The organism is Noviherbaspirillum aridicola (genome assembly GCF_019656455.1).
In the GTDB taxonomy this organism is placed as follows: Bacteria; Pseudomonadota; Gammaproteobacteria; order Burkholderiales; family Burkholderiaceae_D; genus Noviherbaspirillum; species Noviherbaspirillum aridicola.
Window position 1 is genome coordinate 59,171 of record NZ_BPMK01000017.1, and the last position, 15,350, is coordinate 74,520.

At 65.2% G+C, this 15,350-nt stretch carries 13 protein-coding genes; all 13 read left to right on the plus strand.

What is annotated here, in order from left to right:
* The 13 genes from NCCP691_RS17580 to NCCP691_RS17640 all read left to right on the plus strand — a co-directional run bounded on the left by NCCP691_RS17580 (position 1) and on the right by NCCP691_RS17640 (position 15,238).
* The gene (locus tag NCCP691_RS17580; protein ID WP_220809866.1) at positions 1 to 1,500 is read left to right on the plus strand and encodes an HDOD domain-containing protein; all 1,500 of its coding nucleotides are present in this window, start codon (positions 1 to 3) and stop codon (positions 1,498 to 1,500) included.
* Between the two features lie 96 nt (positions 1,501 to 1,596).
* Positions 1,597 to 2,547 (plus strand): diacylglycerol/lipid kinase family protein, encoded by a 951-nt coding sequence (locus NCCP691_RS17585; RefSeq protein WP_220809867.1) that lies wholly within the window; start codon positions 1,597 to 1,599, stop codon positions 2,545 to 2,547.
* Positions 2,544 to 3,365: a metallophosphoesterase family protein gene (locus NCCP691_RS17590; protein ID WP_220809868.1), complete on the plus strand. Its 822-nt coding sequence runs from the start codon at positions 2,544 to 2,546 to the stop codon at positions 3,363 to 3,365. The genes NCCP691_RS17585 and NCCP691_RS17590 overlap by 4 nt, the downstream gene beginning before the upstream one ends.
* A gap of 114 nt (positions 3,366 to 3,479) precedes the next feature.
* Complete coding sequence (locus tag NCCP691_RS17595) at positions 3,480 to 4,010, plus strand: DUF2726 domain-containing protein (RefSeq protein WP_220809869.1); 531 nt, start codon at positions 3,480 to 3,482, stop codon at positions 4,008 to 4,010.
* Between the two features lie 58 nt (positions 4,011 to 4,068).
* Positions 4,069 to 4,773 carry a transposase gene (locus NCCP691_RS17600; protein WP_220809870.1) on the plus strand — a complete coding sequence of 235 codons (705 nt, stop codon included), beginning with the start codon at positions 4,069 to 4,071 and terminating at the stop codon, positions 4,771 to 4,773.
* Positions 4,774 to 4,909: 136 nt separating this feature from the next.
* Entirely contained in the window at positions 4,910 to 9,589 is a 4,680-nt protein-coding gene (locus tag NCCP691_RS17605; RefSeq protein WP_220809871.1) for a glutamate synthase-related protein, read from the plus strand.
* A 76-nt stretch (positions 9,590 to 9,665) separates the two neighbouring features.
* Positions 9,666 to 11,129, plus strand: a complete 1,464-nt coding sequence (locus tag NCCP691_RS17610; RefSeq protein WP_220809872.1) for a glutamate synthase subunit beta — start codon at positions 9,666 to 9,668, stop codon at positions 11,127 to 11,129.
* A gap of 167 nt (positions 11,130 to 11,296) precedes the next feature.
* The gene (locus NCCP691_RS17615; RefSeq protein ID WP_220809873.1) at positions 11,297 to 12,100 is read left to right on the plus strand and encodes an ABC transporter ATP-binding protein; all 804 of its coding nucleotides are present in this window, start codon (positions 11,297 to 11,299) and stop codon (positions 12,098 to 12,100) included.
* Positions 12,097 to 12,873 carry a lipid asymmetry maintenance ABC transporter permease subunit MlaE gene (gene mlaE, locus NCCP691_RS17620; protein WP_220809874.1) on the plus strand — a complete coding sequence of 259 codons (777 nt, stop codon included), beginning with the start codon at positions 12,097 to 12,099 and terminating at the stop codon, positions 12,871 to 12,873. The genes NCCP691_RS17615 and mlaE overlap by 4 nt, the downstream gene beginning before the upstream one ends.
* Before the next feature lie 58 nt (positions 12,874 to 12,931).
* Positions 12,932 to 13,405, plus strand: a complete 474-nt coding sequence (mlaD, locus tag NCCP691_RS17625) for an outer membrane lipid asymmetry maintenance protein MlaD (RefSeq protein ID WP_220809875.1) — start codon at positions 12,932 to 12,934, stop codon at positions 13,403 to 13,405.
* Positions 13,402 to 14,223, plus strand: a complete 822-nt coding sequence (locus NCCP691_RS17630; RefSeq protein ID WP_220809876.1) for an MlaA family lipoprotein — start codon at positions 13,402 to 13,404, stop codon at positions 14,221 to 14,223. The genes mlaD and NCCP691_RS17630 overlap by 4 nt, the downstream gene beginning before the upstream one ends.
* 65 nt (positions 14,224 to 14,288) lie before the next feature.
* Complete coding sequence (locus NCCP691_RS17635; protein ID WP_220809877.1) at positions 14,289 to 14,936, plus strand: MlaC/ttg2D family ABC transporter substrate-binding protein; 648 nt, start codon at positions 14,289 to 14,291, stop codon at positions 14,934 to 14,936.
* Positions 14,936 to 15,238: an STAS domain-containing protein gene (locus NCCP691_RS17640; protein ID WP_373870372.1), complete on the plus strand. Its 303-nt coding sequence runs from the start codon at positions 14,936 to 14,938 to the stop codon at positions 15,236 to 15,238. Before NCCP691_RS17635 ends, NCCP691_RS17640 begins: the two co-directional genes overlap by 1 nt.
* The last annotated feature ends 112 nt before the right edge of the window (positions 15,239 to 15,350 follow it).

A 15,350-nucleotide genomic window follows, 5' to 3' on the forward strand; every position in this document is an offset into this window, starting at 1 on the left:
ATGGATATTCAGGTAGCCTCCCACGCCGACATCGCCCAGCAGACCATGCAGCTGCTGTGGTCGCGCGTGCGCCAGCGCGGCGACCTGCCGGGTTTCTCCAAGGTCGTGAGCGCCATCATCGGCGCCATGCGCGGCGACGATGACCGCGAGTTCAGCATGACCAGCACCGTGCTGCAGGATCCCGCCCTCACGCAGAAAGTGCTGCGCCTGGCCAACAGCGCCATGTACTCGGTGTTCGGCCAGGGCATCAATACGGTGTCGAAAGCGGTGATCGTGCTCGGCACCGAGGCGATCGGGCATCTCGCGCTCGGGCTGAAACTGGTGGACGGACTGTCGGCGGCGTCGGCGGGATCCGAGCATGCGCGCGCTGAGATGGAAAACGCCGTGCTGGCGGGCCATATCGCCCGGCAGCTCACCAGCGGCGCCGCCACCCGCGATTCGGAAGAGGCCGTCGTATGCGCAATGCTGCATTCGCTCGGGCGCATGATGACCACCTTCTACCTGCCCGACAGATGGCAGCAGGTGCTCGCGCACAGCGCCGCCAACGGTTGCGACGAAAACGAATCCGCCTTCGTCCTGCTCGGCATGGGCCTCGACGACATCGGCCGCGAGGCCGCCCGCCACTGGGGATTGCCCACGCCGCTGGTGCAGAGCATGGCCGACATGCCGGCGCAGTCCAGCGGCGACCCGCTCGACCATCAGGACTGGCTGTGCGCCGTGTCCACGCTGTCGTCGCGCTGCGCGACCGTGCTCAACAGCGAGGAGGGCGACACCGACGGCGAACTGGCGCGCCTGGCCGGCAGCTATGCCGACATGCTGGGCATGGATGCCGCCCATGTGCAGGCGGCGCTGGCCGCGGCGCAGCGCACCGCAGCGGAAGAAGATTCACTGGTGCCGCGCTCACAGCGGCGCGAGGACGTGCAGCCTGCGCCCGCGCTGGCCGGCAAGCCGGCCGACTGCATCGCGATGCTTGCGCGCGGCGTGGTCGACGTCAAGAGCGCGCTCAGCACCGCCAGCAGCGGCCAGATCATGTCGATGGCCCTGGAAACCATCTACCAGGCCTACGGATTCTCCCGCAGCATCGCCTTCCTGCGCGACCGCGACCGCCGCCAGTACATCGCCACCATGTCGCTGGGGGAGGGCGTGCAGGAAAGAGTGTCGCGGCTGGCGTTCGGCGACGCCTACGAGCCCAATGTCTTCCATGCCGCGCTCGCCAACGACAAGATGATCTTTGTCGAGAACGCCCGCGACCCGAAACTGCACAGCAAACTGCCGCGCTGGTGGAAGACTTCTCTGCCCGAGGTGCGCAGCTTCCTGCTGCTGCCGCTGACGGTCAACCGCCAGCCCGTGGGTTTCCTTTACGGCGACTGGGACCAATGCAAGCCGCCGGGCCGGATCGAGCAGCGCGAGATCGCGCCGCTGACCGCGCTGCGGGTGCTCGTGGTGCGCATGCTGGAACAGCGCCGCCGCGCGGAACCGACCTGGCTGCGCAAACTCTGACTTCGCGCGCTTCGGTGTGACCGGCGTCAAGACGCGCCGACCCCGTGCCCGGCAAGCTGCTTGGCATCCTCCATTTCGCGCTTCCACCGCCCGGCAATGACTGAGCCGCTCGTCCAATCCTCCCCGGCGCAAGCCGCCGCCCGCGATATCACAGTCATCCTCAATCTCGGCTCCGGCTCGGCCAGCAAGCAGCAGCTGCGCGAGCAGATCGAGCAGGCCCTGTCCGCGCATGCGGGCAGCTGGCGCGTCATCGCCGTGAAACGGGGGAGCGACATCGCCAGGATCGGTGCAGAAGCGGTGGAAGCCGCGCGGCGCAACGGCGGCATCGTCGTCGCCGCCGGCGGCGACGGCACGATCGGCACCATCGCCAGCCTGTGCTGCGGCAGCGGCGTTCCGCTCGGCATCATTCCCGCCGGGACCTTCAACTATTTCGCGCGTGAACTGAATATCCCCGGCGATGCCGCCGGCGCGGCGACCCTGCTGATGACCGGCACCCCGAGGCGGGTGGCCGTCGGCTTCGTGAACGATCGCCTGTTTCTGGTCAACGCCAGCTTCGGCCTGTACAGCAAGGTGATCCGTTCCCGCGAGCAGGACGTGTCGCGATTCGGCCGTTCGCGCATCGTCGCCGTGCTTTCCGCGCTCGGCGCCCTGCTGCGCGGCCGTCATCGCTACGCCGTCAGGATCAGCGCCAACGGCGTCGAGCAGGTGCGGCGCACGGCCATGGTCTTCGCTGGCAACAGCAGCCTGCAACTGGAAAAGCTGGCCCTGGAGATCGCCCGCTGCACCGAGGAGGACAGGCTCGCGGTGCTGGTGCTGCGGCCGGCTTCCCCGCTGGGGATGCTGCGGCTGTTGCTGCGGGCCGCCCTCAAGACGCTCGATGGCGATGAACTGCTGGAAGCCTTCTGCGCCGATGCCTTCGAAATCGAAACCCGCAGGCGCTACGTGGATGTGGTGGCCGACGGCGAAATCGTGCGCTGCCGTACGCCGCTGCGCTTCCGGGTGGAGCGGTCCGCGTTGCAGGTGATCGTCCCGCCGGAGCCGCAGTGACGCGCATTGCGCACCTGTCCGATACCCATTTCGGCACCGAGCTGCCGCAGGTCGCCGAGGCCCTGCTGGATTGCCTGACCGGCCTCAGGCCGGACCTCACCGTGGTCAGCGGCGATGTGACGCAGCGCGCCCGGCCCAGCGAATTCGCCGCCGCCGTCGACTATTTCCGGCGTCTGCCGTCGCCGTTCATGGTCCTGCCCGGCAACCACGACATTCCCCTGTTCGATCTCGCCTCGCGGCTTTTGCGCCCATACAGGAATTTCCGCGCCGCCTTCCGCGCCGGCGCCGAACTCTGGCAGGGCGAGGCCGCGGCAGTGCTCGGCCTCGATACCACGCTGCCGCTGCGTCATACCCGCGGGCGCCTCGACACGGCCCAGCTTTCGCGGCTCACGGCGCAACTGCCGCAGGAGGCCGCAGGGAAGATGCGCATATCCGCCGTGCACCAGCCGTTGCATGCGGCCTGGCCGGAGGATCGCGACGAAGTGCTGCTCAATGCGGAAGAAGCGGCGCATGCCTTCGCAAGGGAGCGGATCGACGTCGTCCTCAGCGGTCACGTCCACGTACCGGTGGTCACCACCACCCGGCAGCTGTTTCCGCGCCTGCGCCGGCACTTCATCCTTGCCGGCGCGGGCACCGCGATCTCCTACCGCACGCGCCCGGGAGCGCCCAATTCCTTCAACCTGCTGTCCTGTGAGCCCGGGCAGGGGAGCGTCGAAGTGCAAAGCTTTCACTTCGCCAAAGACAGCCGCGCCTTTCACCCGCACGCCCGCTTCGCGTTCAGCCTTGCACTGGACGGCTGGACGGAAAGTTCCGTCTGACCCTGCTCAGTGTTTGATTCGCGACAAAAAGAATAAAAAAGACAATTCGGAATATAGCCAAAAAGGTAACGAAATGTTAAATTCTTGTTGAATAAATAAGAATCAGGGGGTGCCATGCCCGACGCTATTCTTTTCTTCGGCATTGTGTTCGCCGGCCTGGCGGGCTGGTTCTTCTGCCATCGCGAGCAGAAGCCGCGGTTTCGCCAGAAGCAGATTCTGACCGGCAGCGAAGCCGAACTTTTCGAATCCCTTCGCGCCGCGCTGCCGGATTGCGTGGTGGCGCCCCGCGTCGCGGTGTCGTCGCTGATCGAGCCGACCGGGGCGCTCGCCGCCCGGCGCGCAGGTCGCCGCAGGCTGGCGGGACAGCGCGTCGATTTCGCGGTCTTCGACGAGGGCATGCACCTGCTGGCGGTGATCGAGGTCGTGCATCGCTCCCGCCGCAGCCGGGAGGAAGCGGAGCGGGAGCGGTTTTTCTCCACCGCCGGCGTCGCCGTCATTCGGCTCCGCGCCGGGCGGCTGCCGTCCGACCTGAAGATACGTGCGGCGGTCTTCGGCAAGTCCCGGCGCTCGCACCCGGCCGCCGAGGCGCTCGCCTACACCCCCGTGCGGACGCCCTGGCGCAACACCGTCAACGCGCATATCTGATCCCGGCGGGCGGCGCGGGCCGTACAATGCCGCCATTCGCAACGCGCCGTTACTCGCCATGGCCCGACTTCCCAGGCTGGTCGCGCCCGACCAGCCCCACCATGTAATCCAGTCCGGAATAGACGGCCTGACCATCTTCCGGGACGACGAAGACCACCAGGCTTTCCTGCGCTTTCTGCGCGACGCCGCCCGTCAGTTCGGCCTGGCCGTTCACGCCTATGTGCTGCTGCCGGGCCGCGTGCATCTGCTCGCCACGCCGCGGCAGTCGGACACGCTTGGCCGGGTCATGCAGTGGGTCGGGCGCCAGTATGTTCCTTATTTCAATGCGAGATACGGACGCAGCGGCACGCTCTGGCAAAGCCGCTACAAGGCGACGGTGGTGGAGTCGGAGCGCTACTTCCTGTTGTGCAGCAAGTATGTCGAGGCGCTGCCCATGCTCGAGAACCTGGTCGCGTCGCCGGAGGACTATCGCTGGTCGAGCTGCGGACACCATGCCGGCGTCCGGTCCGACCCGCTGATCACGGATCACCCGCTTTTCTGGGCGCTCGGCAACACCCCCTTCGAGCGGGAGGCCGCGTACCGCGCGGTGCTCGAACAGATTCCTACTGCGAGCGAAACCAGGCTGATCGACGAAGCGACGCGCAAGGGCTGGGCACTGGGTTCCGAGCAATTCAAGGCCGGCCTGAGCAGACAGCTCAGCCGCCGCGTGGCCCCGGCAAAACGCGGAAGGCCGCGCAAAGTCAGCGCGGACGCACCGGGATGACTCTGTCCCTTTTTATTTTGGTGCGAAATTCCCGGGTGCGGCAATTCTACTCTGACCCCATTTTATTTCGGTTGATCTAACTATTGCACTGCACTATCCTTCAACTTCGAATTTAACCGAAGTTGCGGAGAAAGTTATGCACGCGCAAGGTCTGTACGATCCTTCCAACGAACACGATGCCTGTGGCGTCGGTTTCATCGCCCACATCAAGGGCAAAAAAAGCCACTCCATCGTTGAGCAGGGTCTGCTGATCCTCAAGAATCTCGACCACCGGGGCGCCGTCGGCGCCGACAAGCTGATGGGCGACGGCGCGGGCATCCTGATCCAGATCCCCGACCAGTACTACCGCGAAGAGATGGCCAGGCAGGGTGTGACCCTGCCGCCGCCCGGCGAATACGGCGTCGGCATGGTCTTCCTGCCGAAGGAAAACGCCTCCCGCATCGCCTGCGAACAGGAAATCGAACGCGCCGTGCTGGCCGAAGGCCAGGTGGTGCTCGGCTGGCGCGACGTGCCGGTCGACAGCGAAATGCCGATGTCGCCGACGGTGCGCGCCAAGGAACCGGTGATCCGCCAGATCTTCATCGGCCGCGGCCCGGACATCATGGTGACCGACGCGCTCGAGCGCAAGCTGTACGTCATCCGCAAGTCTTCCGGCCACGCGATCCAGGCGCTCAATCTGTTGCATGGCAAGGAATTCTTCGTGCCGTCCATGTCCGCCCGCACCGTGGTCTACAAGGGCCTGCTGCTGGCGGACCAGGTCGGCCTGTATTACAAGGATCTGCAGGACGAGCGTTGCGTGTCGGCCCTGGCCCTGGTCCACCAGCGCTTCTCCACCAACACCTTCCCCGAGTGGCCGCTGGCCCACCCGTACCGCCTGATCGCCCACAACGGCGAAATCAACACCGTCAAGGGCAACTTCAACTGGATGCGCGCACGCGAAGGCGTGATGAAGTCCGCCGTGCTCGGCGACGACCTGCGCAAGCTGTTCCCGCTGATTTATGAAGGCCAGTCCGACACCGCCTGCTTCGACAACGCGCTCGAACTGCTGCTGATGGCCGGCTATCCGCTCGCCCAGGCGATGATGATGATGATCCCGGAAGCCTGGGAAAACCACACGCTGATGGACGACAACCGCCGCGCCTTCTATGAGTACCACGCGGCGATGATGGAGCCGTGGGACGGCCCCGCCGCCATGGCCTTCACCGACGGCCGCCACATCGGCGGCACGCTCGACCGCAACGGCCTGCGTCCGGCCCGCTACATCGTCACCGACGACGACCTCGTCGTCATGGCGTCCGAATCCGGCGTGCTGCCGATCCCGGAATCCAAGATCATCAAGAAATGGCGCCTGCAGCCGGGCAAGATGTTCCTGATCGACCTGGAAGCCGGCCGCATCATCGACGACAAGGAACTCAAGGACACCTACGCCAACGCCAAGCCGTACAAGCAGTGGATCGACTCGGTCCGCATCAAGCTCGACGAACTGGACAAGGAGCCGGAAGAGGCGAAGTCCACGCTGCCGCTGCTGGACCGCCAGCAGGTCTTCGGCTACACGCAGGAAGACCTCAAGTTCCTGATGGCGCCGATGGCCATGAACGGCGAGGAAGCCGTGGGATCGATGGGCAACGACTCGCCGCTGGCAGTCATGTCCAACAAGAACAAGACGCTGTACCACTACTTCAAGCAGCTGTTCGCCCAGGTCACCAACCCGCCGATCGACCCGATCCGCGAAGCGATGGTGATGTCGCTGGTGTCCTTCATCGGCCCGCGTCCGAACCTGCTCGACACCAACAACATCAACCCGCCGATGCGCCTCGAGGTGTCGCAGCCCATCCTCGACTACGCGGACATGGCCAAGCTGCGCAACATCAGCAGGCATACCGGCGGCAAGTTCAAGTCCTACGAACTCAACATCTGCTACCCGGTCGCCTGGGGCAAGGAAGGCATCGAAGCGCGTCTCGCATCGCTGTGCGCGAAGGCGGTCGACGCGGTCAAGTCGGGCCACAACATCCTGATCATCTCCGACCGCAAGTTCGATGGTGAAAACGTCGCGATCCCGGCGCTGCTGGCCACCTCCGCCATCCACCTGCACCTGGTGAGCAAGGGCCTGCGCACCTCCACCGGCCTGGTGGTGGAAACCGGCTCCGCCCGCGAGACGCATCACTTCGCACTGCTGGCGGGCTACGGCGCCGAGGCCATCCATCCCTACCTCGCGATGGACACCCTGTGCGAAATGGCCAAGGGCCTGTCCGGCGAGCTGTCGGCCGACAAGGCGATCTACAACTTCCAGAAGGCGATCGGCAAGGGCCTGATGAAGGTGATGTCCAAGATGGGCATTTCCACCTACATGTCCTACTGCGGCGCGCAGATCTTCGAAGCCATCGGCCTGAACAAGGCGCTGGTCGACAAGTACTTCAAGGGCACCGCGTCCAACGTCGAAGGCATCGGCGTGTTCGAAGTCGCCGAGGAAGCCCTGCGCCTGCACAAGCTGGCCTTCTCCAACGACCCGGTGCTGGCCAACGCGCTCGACGCCGGCGGCGAATACGCATTCCGCGTGCGCGGCGAAGAGCACATGTGGACGCCGGACGCGATCGCCAAGCTGCAGCATTCGACCCGCGCCAACAACTTCAACACCTACAAGGAATACGCGCAGATCATCAACGACCAGTCCAAGCGCCACATGACGCTGCGCGGCCTGTTCGAGTTCAGGATCGATCCTTCGAAGGCGATTCCGCTGGATGAAGTCGAGCCGGCGAAGGATATCGTCAAGCGTTTCGCCACCGGCGCCATGTCGCTCGGCTCGATCTCGACCGAGGCGCATGCCACGCTCGCCATCGCGATGAACCGCATCGGCGGCAAGTCCAACACCGGCGAAGGCGGCGAGGACGAAAACCGCTATCGCCAGGAACTCAAGGGCATCCCGATCAAGAAGGGCGCCACGCTGGCGTCGGTGATCGGCGAGGACCGCGTCGAAGTCGACCTGCCGCTGCTGGAAGGCGATTCGCTGCGCTCCAAGATCAAGCAGGTTGCATCGGGCCGCTTCGGCGTCACCGCCGAGTACCTGACCTCGGCCGACCAGATCCAGATCAAGATGGCGCAGGGCGCGAAGCCGGGCGAGGGCGGTCAGCTGCCGGGCCACAAGGTTTCCGAGTACATCGCCAAGCTGCGCTTCTCGGTGCCGGGCGTGGGCCTGATCTCGCCGCCGCCGCACCACGACATCTACTCGATCGAGGATCTGGCCCAGCTGATCCACGACCTGAAGAACGTCAATCCGAAGGCATCGATCTCGGTCAAGCTGGTCTCCGAAGTCGGCGTCGGCACCATCGCCGCCGGCGTCGCCAAGGCCAAGGCCGACCACGTCGTAATCGCCGGCCATGACGGCGGCACCGGCGCCTCGCCGCTGTCCTCGATCAAGCACGCCGGTTCGCCGTGGGAGCTCGGCCTGGCCGAGACCCAGCAGACCCTGGTGCTCAACCGCCTGCGCAGCCGCATCCGCGTGCAGACCGACGGCCAGATCAAGACCGGCCGCGACGTCGTCATCGGCGCGCTGCTCGGCGCCGACGAGTTCGGTTTCGCCACCGCGCCGCTGGTCGTCGAGGGCTGCATCATGATGCGCAAGTGCCATCTCAACACCTGCCCGGTCGGCGTCGCCACCCAGGATCCGGTGCTGCGCGCCAAGTTCCAGGGCAAGCCCGAGCACGTGGTCAACTACTTCTTCTTCGTCGCCGAAGAAGTCCGCCAGATCATGGCCCAGCTCGGCATCCGCAAGTTCGACGACCTGATCGGCCGTTCCGATCTGCTCGACAAGACCAAGGCGGTCGCCCACTGGAAGGCCAAGGGCCTCGATTTCGGCAAGATCTTCTATCAGCCGGAGATCGGCTCCGACGAGCCGCGCTACCAGGTGGAAGAGCAGGATCACGGCCTCGAAAAGGCGCTCGACCACAAGCTGATCGCGCAGGCGCGCGCCGCGCTGGACAAGGGCGAGAAGGTGTCCTTCATCTCCCCGGTCAAGAACCTCAACCGCACCGTCGGCGCCATGCTGTCGGGCGAAGTGGCCAAGAAATACGGTCACGAGGGTCTGCCGGACGACACCATCCACATCCAGCTGCAGGGCACCGCGGGCCAGTCGGCCGGCGCCTTCCTTGCGCACGGCATCACGCTGGATCTGGTCGGCGAGGGCAACGACTACGTCGGCAAGGGCCTGTCGGGCGGCCGCATCATCGTGCGTCCGAACACCGAGTTCCGCGGCTGGGCGGTGGATAACATCATCGTCGGCAATACCGTGCTGTACGGCGCGATCTCGGGTGAAGCCTTCATCAACGGCGTCGCCGGCGAGCGCTTCGCCGTGCGCAACTCCGGCGCCATCGCGGTGGTGGAAGGCACCGGCGACCATGGCTGCGAGTACATGACCGGCGGTACCGTGGTCGTGCTCGGCGCCACCGGCCGCAACTTCGCCGCCGGCATGTCGGGCGGTATCGCCTACGTGTACGACCCGGACGGCGAGTTCGCGAAGAAGTGCAACATGGCGATGGTCGCACTCGATCCGGTGCTGTCGTCCGCCGACCAGGAAGCGAAGATCGACCGCGCGATCTGGCACGCCACCACCCGCGGCGGCGAAGGCCAGACCGACGAGGCGATCCTCAAGGGCCTGATCGAGCGTCACTTCAAGTACACCGGCAGCACCCGCGCCCGCAACCTGCTCGACGACTGGGCCAACGGCCGCGCCAAGTTCGTGAAGGTCTTCCCGACCGAATACAAGCGCGCGCTCGGCGAGATCAACGCCGCCGCTCAGGTCAAGGAAAAGGTTGCCGCCTAGGTCGCCAGCGATTCACCGATAAACAAAGCCAGACCGGGGTTCCGACGAACCCCGGCGCCAACGATGTGAGTAAAAAATGGGAAAAGTAACCGGCTTTCTGGAGTACCAGCGCCTGCAAGAGGCGAGCGAAGCGCCGCAGCTGCGCAAGAAGCACTACAAGGAATTCGTCGTCCACCTGAGCGACGCCGATGCCAAGGTCCAGAGCGCGCGCTGCATGGACTGCGGCATCCCGTTCTGCAATAACGGCTGCCCGGTCAACAACATCATCCCCGACTGGAACGACCTGGTTTATCACGGCAACCTCAAGGAAGCCCTCGACAACCTGCACTCGACCAACAACTTCCCCGAGTTCACCGGCCGCATCTGCCCGGCGCCCTGCGAGGCCGCCTGCACGCTCGGCATCAACAACGACCCGGTGGGCATCAAGTCGATCGAGCACTACATCATCGACAAGGGCTGGGAAAACGGCTGGGTGATTCCGCAGGTCCCCGTCGCCAGGACCGGCAAGAAGGTCGCGGTGGTCGGCTCCGGCCCGGCCGGCATGGCCGCGGCGCAGCAGCTCGCCCGCGCCGGCCACGACGTGACCGTGTTCGAAAAGAACGACCGCGTCGGCGGCCTGCTGCGCTACGGCATCCCCGACTTCAAGATGGAAAAGAGCCTGATCGACCGCCGCGTCGAGCAGATGAAGGCCGAGGGCGTCACCTTCCGCACCGGCGTCTTCGTCGGCAAGGACTTCACGCCCAACGTCTACAACTGGGCCAAGGAAACCATCTCCCCCGAGCAGCTGAAGAAGGACTTCGACGCCGTCGTCATCTCAGGCGGCGCCGAGCAGCCGCGCGACCTGCCGGTTCCCGGCCGCGAGCTCAAGGGCGTGCACTTCGCGATGGAATTCCTGCCGCTGCAGAACAAGGTCAATGCCGGCGACAAGGTCAAGGACCAGATCATGGCCACCGGCAAGCACGTCGTCGTGATCGGCGGCGGCGACACCGGTTCCGACTGCGTCGGCACCTCCAACCGCCATGGCGCGGCGTCCGTCGTCCAGTTCGAGCTGCTGCCCCAGCCGCCCGAGCAGGAAAACAAGCCGCTGGTGTGGCCGTACTGGCCGACCAAGCTGCGCACCTCTTCTTCCCACGAGGAAGGCTGCGAGCGCGACTGGGCAGTGGCGACCAAGCGCCTCGAAGGCAAGAACGGCAAGGTCGAAAAGCTGATCGCCGCCCGCGTCGAATGGAAGGACGGCAAGATGGTCGAAGTGCCGGGTTCCGAATTCGAACTGAAGGCTGACCTGGTGCTGCTGGCCATGGGCTTCGTCTCGCCGGTGCAGACCGTGCTCGACGCCTTCGGCGTGGACAAGGATGCGCGCGGCAACGCCCGCGCCACGACCGACGGCGACGGCTGCTACAAGACCTCGGTCGACAAGGTTTTCGCGGCGGGCGACATGCGCCGCGGCCAGTCGCTGGTCGTGTGGGCGATCCGTGAAGGCCGGCAGTGCGCGCGCGCGGTGGATGAATACCTGATGGGCAGCAGCGTCCTCCCTCGCTAAGCGCATGACGCCGGTCACCCCGGCGCCGGAAGAACTTGAAAAGCCTGCAATATCCTGTGGATTTGCGGGCTTTTTAACTATTCCTCCGTGTTGTTATCCAACCGGCCGTCCGATGCCAATCCCTTTTCTGAACTACAATCTCGGTTTTGCAAAAAAAACTTCTGTTTGTGCCGAACCTCGTTGAAATCCGCGACCTCCATTTTGCCTACGGCGACCGTTCCATCCTCAGCGGACTGGAAATGGACTTCCCGCGCGGGAAAGTGGTGGCCGTCATGGGCGGGTCCGGCTCCGGCAAGACGACCATCCTGCGCCTGATCGGCGGGCAGGTGCGCGCCCAGCGCGGCGCCATCAGCGTCGACGGACAGCCGGTCGACACGCGCGATACCCGGGGGCTGTACGTCATGCGCCGCAAGATGGGGATGCTGTTTCAGCACGGCGCGCTGTTCACCGATCTCTCGGTGTTCGAGAACGTGGCGTTTCCGCTGCGGGAGCACACCGATCTGCCCGAGCCGCTCATCCGCGACCTGGTGCTGCTGAAGCTGCATGCGGTCGGCCTGCGCAATGCCGCGCAGCTCAAGCCTTCCGAAATCTCCGGCGGCATGGCCCGGCGCGTGGCGCTGGCGCGGGCGGTGGCGCTCGATCCGCAGCTGATCATGTACGACGAACCCTTTGCCGGCCTCGATCCGATTTCCATGGGCGTGACCGCCAACCTGATCCGCCGTCTCAACGATGCGCTCGGCTCGACCTCGATCGTGGTGTCGCATGACGTGCATGAGACCTTCCACATCGCCGACTACGTCTATTTCCTGTCGCAGGGGAAGATCGTCGCGCACGGCACGCCGGCGCAGATGCAGACCTCCGACCATCCCTACGTGAAGCAGTTCGTGCATGCCGAAGCCGACGGCCCGGTGCCTTTCCACTATCCCGGCCGCAGCCTGGCGGACGACCTGATGCAGGAGCACCGGAAATGAAGCGGCTGCTTGAGGCAATCGGGCGCGGCGCGCGCGAGTGGCTGCAGAATCTCGGTTACGGCACGCGCACCTTCTTTTCGCTGCTGTTCGCCACGGGCGGCATGCTGCGGCGGCCGCGGCTGGTGACCGACCAGATTCATTTCATCGGCAACTACTCGCTGGTGATCATTGCCGTATCCGGCCTGTTCGTTGGTTTCGTGCTCGGCCTGCAGGGTTACTACACCCTCAACCGTTACGGCTCGGAACAGGCACTCGGCTTGCTTGTGGCATTGTCGCTGACACGCGAGCTCGGTCCGGTCGTGACCGCGCTGCTGTTCGCCGGCCGGGCAGGAACCTCGCTGACGGCGGAAATCGGCCTGATGAAGGCGGGCGAGCAACTGTCGGCGATGGAAATGATGGCGGTCAACCCGATGCAGCGGGTGATCGCGCCCCGTTTCTGGGCAGGCGTCATCGCGATGCCGTTGCTGGCGACCATCTTCAGCGCGGTCGGCGTGCTCGGCGGCTACGTGGTCGGCGTGCAGATGATCGGCGTCGACGAAGGCGCGTTCTGGTCGCAGATGCAGGCCGGCGTCGATGTCTGGGACGATATCGCCAACGGCTTCATCAAGAGCGTGGTGTTCGGTTTCGCGGTCACCTTCATCGCCCTGTTCCAGGGCTATGAGGCGCAGCCGACACCGGAGGGTGTATCGCGTGCGACGACGCGCACCGTGGTGATCGCGTCGCTGACGGTGCTGTGGCTGGACTTCCTGCTCACCGCATTGATGTTCAACTGAATTCGAGTGAAATGGCGCAGCCGATCGCGGTTGCGCCACCTATGATGAGTAATCGGTCATGCAAAGAAAATCCTTAGACTTGTGGGTGGGGCTGTTCGTGCTGCTCGGCGCGGCGGCATTGTTTTTCCTTGCCATGAAAGCAGGGAACATGAGCACCATTTCCTTCGCCGAAACCTATCCTGTCATCACCAAGTTCGACAACATCGGCGGACTCAAGCCGCGTGCACCGGTCAAGAGCGCCGGCGTGGTGGTCGGCCGGGTCGGCGACATCAGCTTCGACGACAAGACCTTCCAGGCCGTGGTCACGCTCAATCTCGAGTCGAACTACAAGTTTCCCAAGGATTCGTCCGCCAAGATCCTGACCTCCGGACTGCTCGGCGAGCAGTACATCGGCATCGAACCGGGCGGGGACACCAACAATCTGGCGGCCGGCGACCGCATTCGCATGACCCAGTCGGCGGTGGTGCTCGAAAGCCTGATCAGCCAGTTCCTCTACAGCAAGGCCGCCGAGGGCAAGGAGGGCGACCAATGAAATCCCGTCATTCCGCGGCAGTCATTCTGCTCGCGCTCGCGATGAGCGGTTGCGCGACCACGGGCGGCGACCCCCGTGACCCGTTCGAGGGATACAACCGCGCGGTGTTCAGCTTCAACGACAAGCTCGACGAAGTGGCGGTCAAGCCCGCCGCCGAAGCCTACCGCGCCGCCCTGCCGCAATTCGTGCAGACCGGCATCAGTAACTTCTTCGGCAACCTCGGGGATGTCTGGATCGCCGCCAACAATTACATGCAGGGCAAGTTCGAGCATGGCGTCAATGACACCATGCGCTTCGCGGTCAATTCCACTCTCGGCATTTTCGGCGTGCTCGACATCGCCACCGAGGCCGGGCTGCCCAAGCATAGCGAGGACTTCGGCCAGACGCTGGGCAAGTGGGGCGTCGCCTCCGGTCCGTATTTCGTTCTGCCGCTGCTCGGGCCCTCGACGGTGCGGGATTCGCTCGCGACGCCGGTCGACCTGGCCGGGGACGGCTGGGCCTATGTTTCCTCGCAGCCTTGGACGGCCGCCGGCACCGTGACCCGGGTGGTGGACCTGCGTGCCCGCGCGCTCGACGCATCGAATCTGCTTGAAGAAGCGGCGCTCGATCGTTATGTATTCGTACGTGACGCCTACCTGCAGCGGCGCCAGAGCCGGGTGTACGATGGCGAGGTGCCGACGTCGAAATACGACTATGACATCGGACCGACACAGGAAACGAGCCACGCCGGCGCGCCGGCATCGGAACCCGGCAAGGAGTCGGTTGTCAAACTGGAAAGCAATGGCGCGGCGGAAAGCAGTGCCGCCGGCAGCAAGTAGCGGCGGCGCCCGGACATGAAGCACGCGCGCGTCTCCCACTCAATCCTCTATCGATAATCAACGCCATGAATCTGTTGAAGAAACTATTTGCCGTATTCAGTCTGGTCAGCGCGGCGGCATTCGCGCCGTCCGCCCACGCGCAGGAGGCGGCGGACGCCTTCATCAAGCGCATCACGCAGGAAGTGATGGAAGCCGCCAAGACCGACAAGGACGTGCAGGCCGGCAATCACAAGAAAGTGCTCGACCTGGTGGAATCCAAGGTCCTGCCGCACGTGGACTTTCAGCGCATGACCGCACTGGCGGCCGGCCGCTACTGGCGCGAGGCCACGCCCGAGCAGCAGAAGCAGCTGACCAGTGAATTCCGTTCGCTGCTGGTCTATACCTACTCCGGCGCGGTCTCCCAGGTGCGCGACCTGCAGGTGGAGTACAAGCCGCTGCGCGCCGAGCCGACCGACACCGACGTCGAGGTCCGTTCGCAGGTCGTGCAGCCGGGCCGCGGCGAACCGATCCAGCTCAGCTACCGGCTCTCCAGGCAAAACGGCGGCTGGAAGATCTACGACGTCAATGTGCTGGGTGCCTGGCTGGTCGAGACCTACAAGGGCAATTTCGCATCCGAGATCAGCAAGGGCGGGATCGACGGTCTGATCAAGACCCTGGCCGAACGCAACAAGCGTCTCGCCGCCAGCGCGGCCAAGGCCCCGAGCAAGTCCTGATGCCGATGTTCCGACCCGACGCCAGCCTCACTGTCGGCAATGCCCGGGCCGTGCTTGCCGCCGGCCTCGAGGCAATCCGCGGCGGACAGACCGAGTTCGACCTGGGCGGCCTGGCCGCCGTCGACTCGTCCGCCGTCGCGACCCTCATTGCCTGGCAGCGCGCCGCGCGCGAAGCCGGCCGGCAGCTCGCCTTCATCGGCCTGCCGGCCAACCTGCGCTCCCTCGTCGACCTGTACGGCGCGGCGGAGCTGTTGCATCTCTCCGCGGACCCGCTGCATCGCCGCGACCTGCCGCATCACTGATCCCCGCGCATCTCCCGTCCCGGTTTCTCACCGGGAAATCCCATATAATCAAGGGTTTCGCCGTCGCCGCCATCCGGGCGGCTCCCGGCTTCCCCGCTAAACTGAACGAGCC

Bases quoted from the DNA above. Each gene is read 5' to 3' on its own strand.
- NCCP691_RS17580 (WP_220809866.1), top strand. From the start codon at position 1: ATGGATATTCAGGTAGCCTCCCACGCCGACATCGCCCAGCAGACCATG.
- NCCP691_RS17585 (WP_220809867.1), top strand. From the start codon at position 1,597: ATGACTGAGCCGCTCGTCCAATCCTCCCCGGCGCAAGCCGCCGCCCGC.
- NCCP691_RS17595 (WP_220809869.1), top strand. From the start codon at position 3,480: ATGCCCGACGCTATTCTTTTCTTCGGCATTGTGTTCGCCGGCCTGGCG.
- NCCP691_RS17600 (WP_220809870.1), top strand. From the start codon at position 4,069: ATGGCCCGACTTCCCAGGCTGGTCGCGCCCGACCAGCCCCACCATGTA.
- NCCP691_RS17605 (WP_220809871.1), top strand. From the start codon at position 4,910: ATGCACGCGCAAGGTCTGTACGATCCTTCCAACGAACACGATGCCTGT.
- NCCP691_RS17610 (WP_220809872.1), top strand. From the start codon at position 9,666: ATGGGAAAAGTAACCGGCTTTCTGGAGTACCAGCGCCTGCAAGAGGCG.
- mlaE (WP_220809874.1), top strand. From the start codon at position 12,097: ATGAAGCGGCTGCTTGAGGCAATCGGGCGCGGCGCGCGCGAGTGGCTG.
- mlaD (WP_220809875.1), top strand. From the start codon at position 12,932: ATGCAAAGAAAATCCTTAGACTTGTGGGTGGGGCTGTTCGTGCTGCTC.
- NCCP691_RS17630 (WP_220809876.1), top strand. From the start codon at position 13,402: ATGAAATCCCGTCATTCCGCGGCAGTCATTCTGCTCGCGCTCGCGATG.
- NCCP691_RS17635 (WP_220809877.1), top strand. From the start codon at position 14,289: ATGAATCTGTTGAAGAAACTATTTGCCGTATTCAGTCTGGTCAGCGCG.
- NCCP691_RS17640 (WP_373870372.1), top strand. From the start codon at position 14,936: ATGCCGATGTTCCGACCCGACGCCAGCCTCACTGTCGGCAATGCCCGG.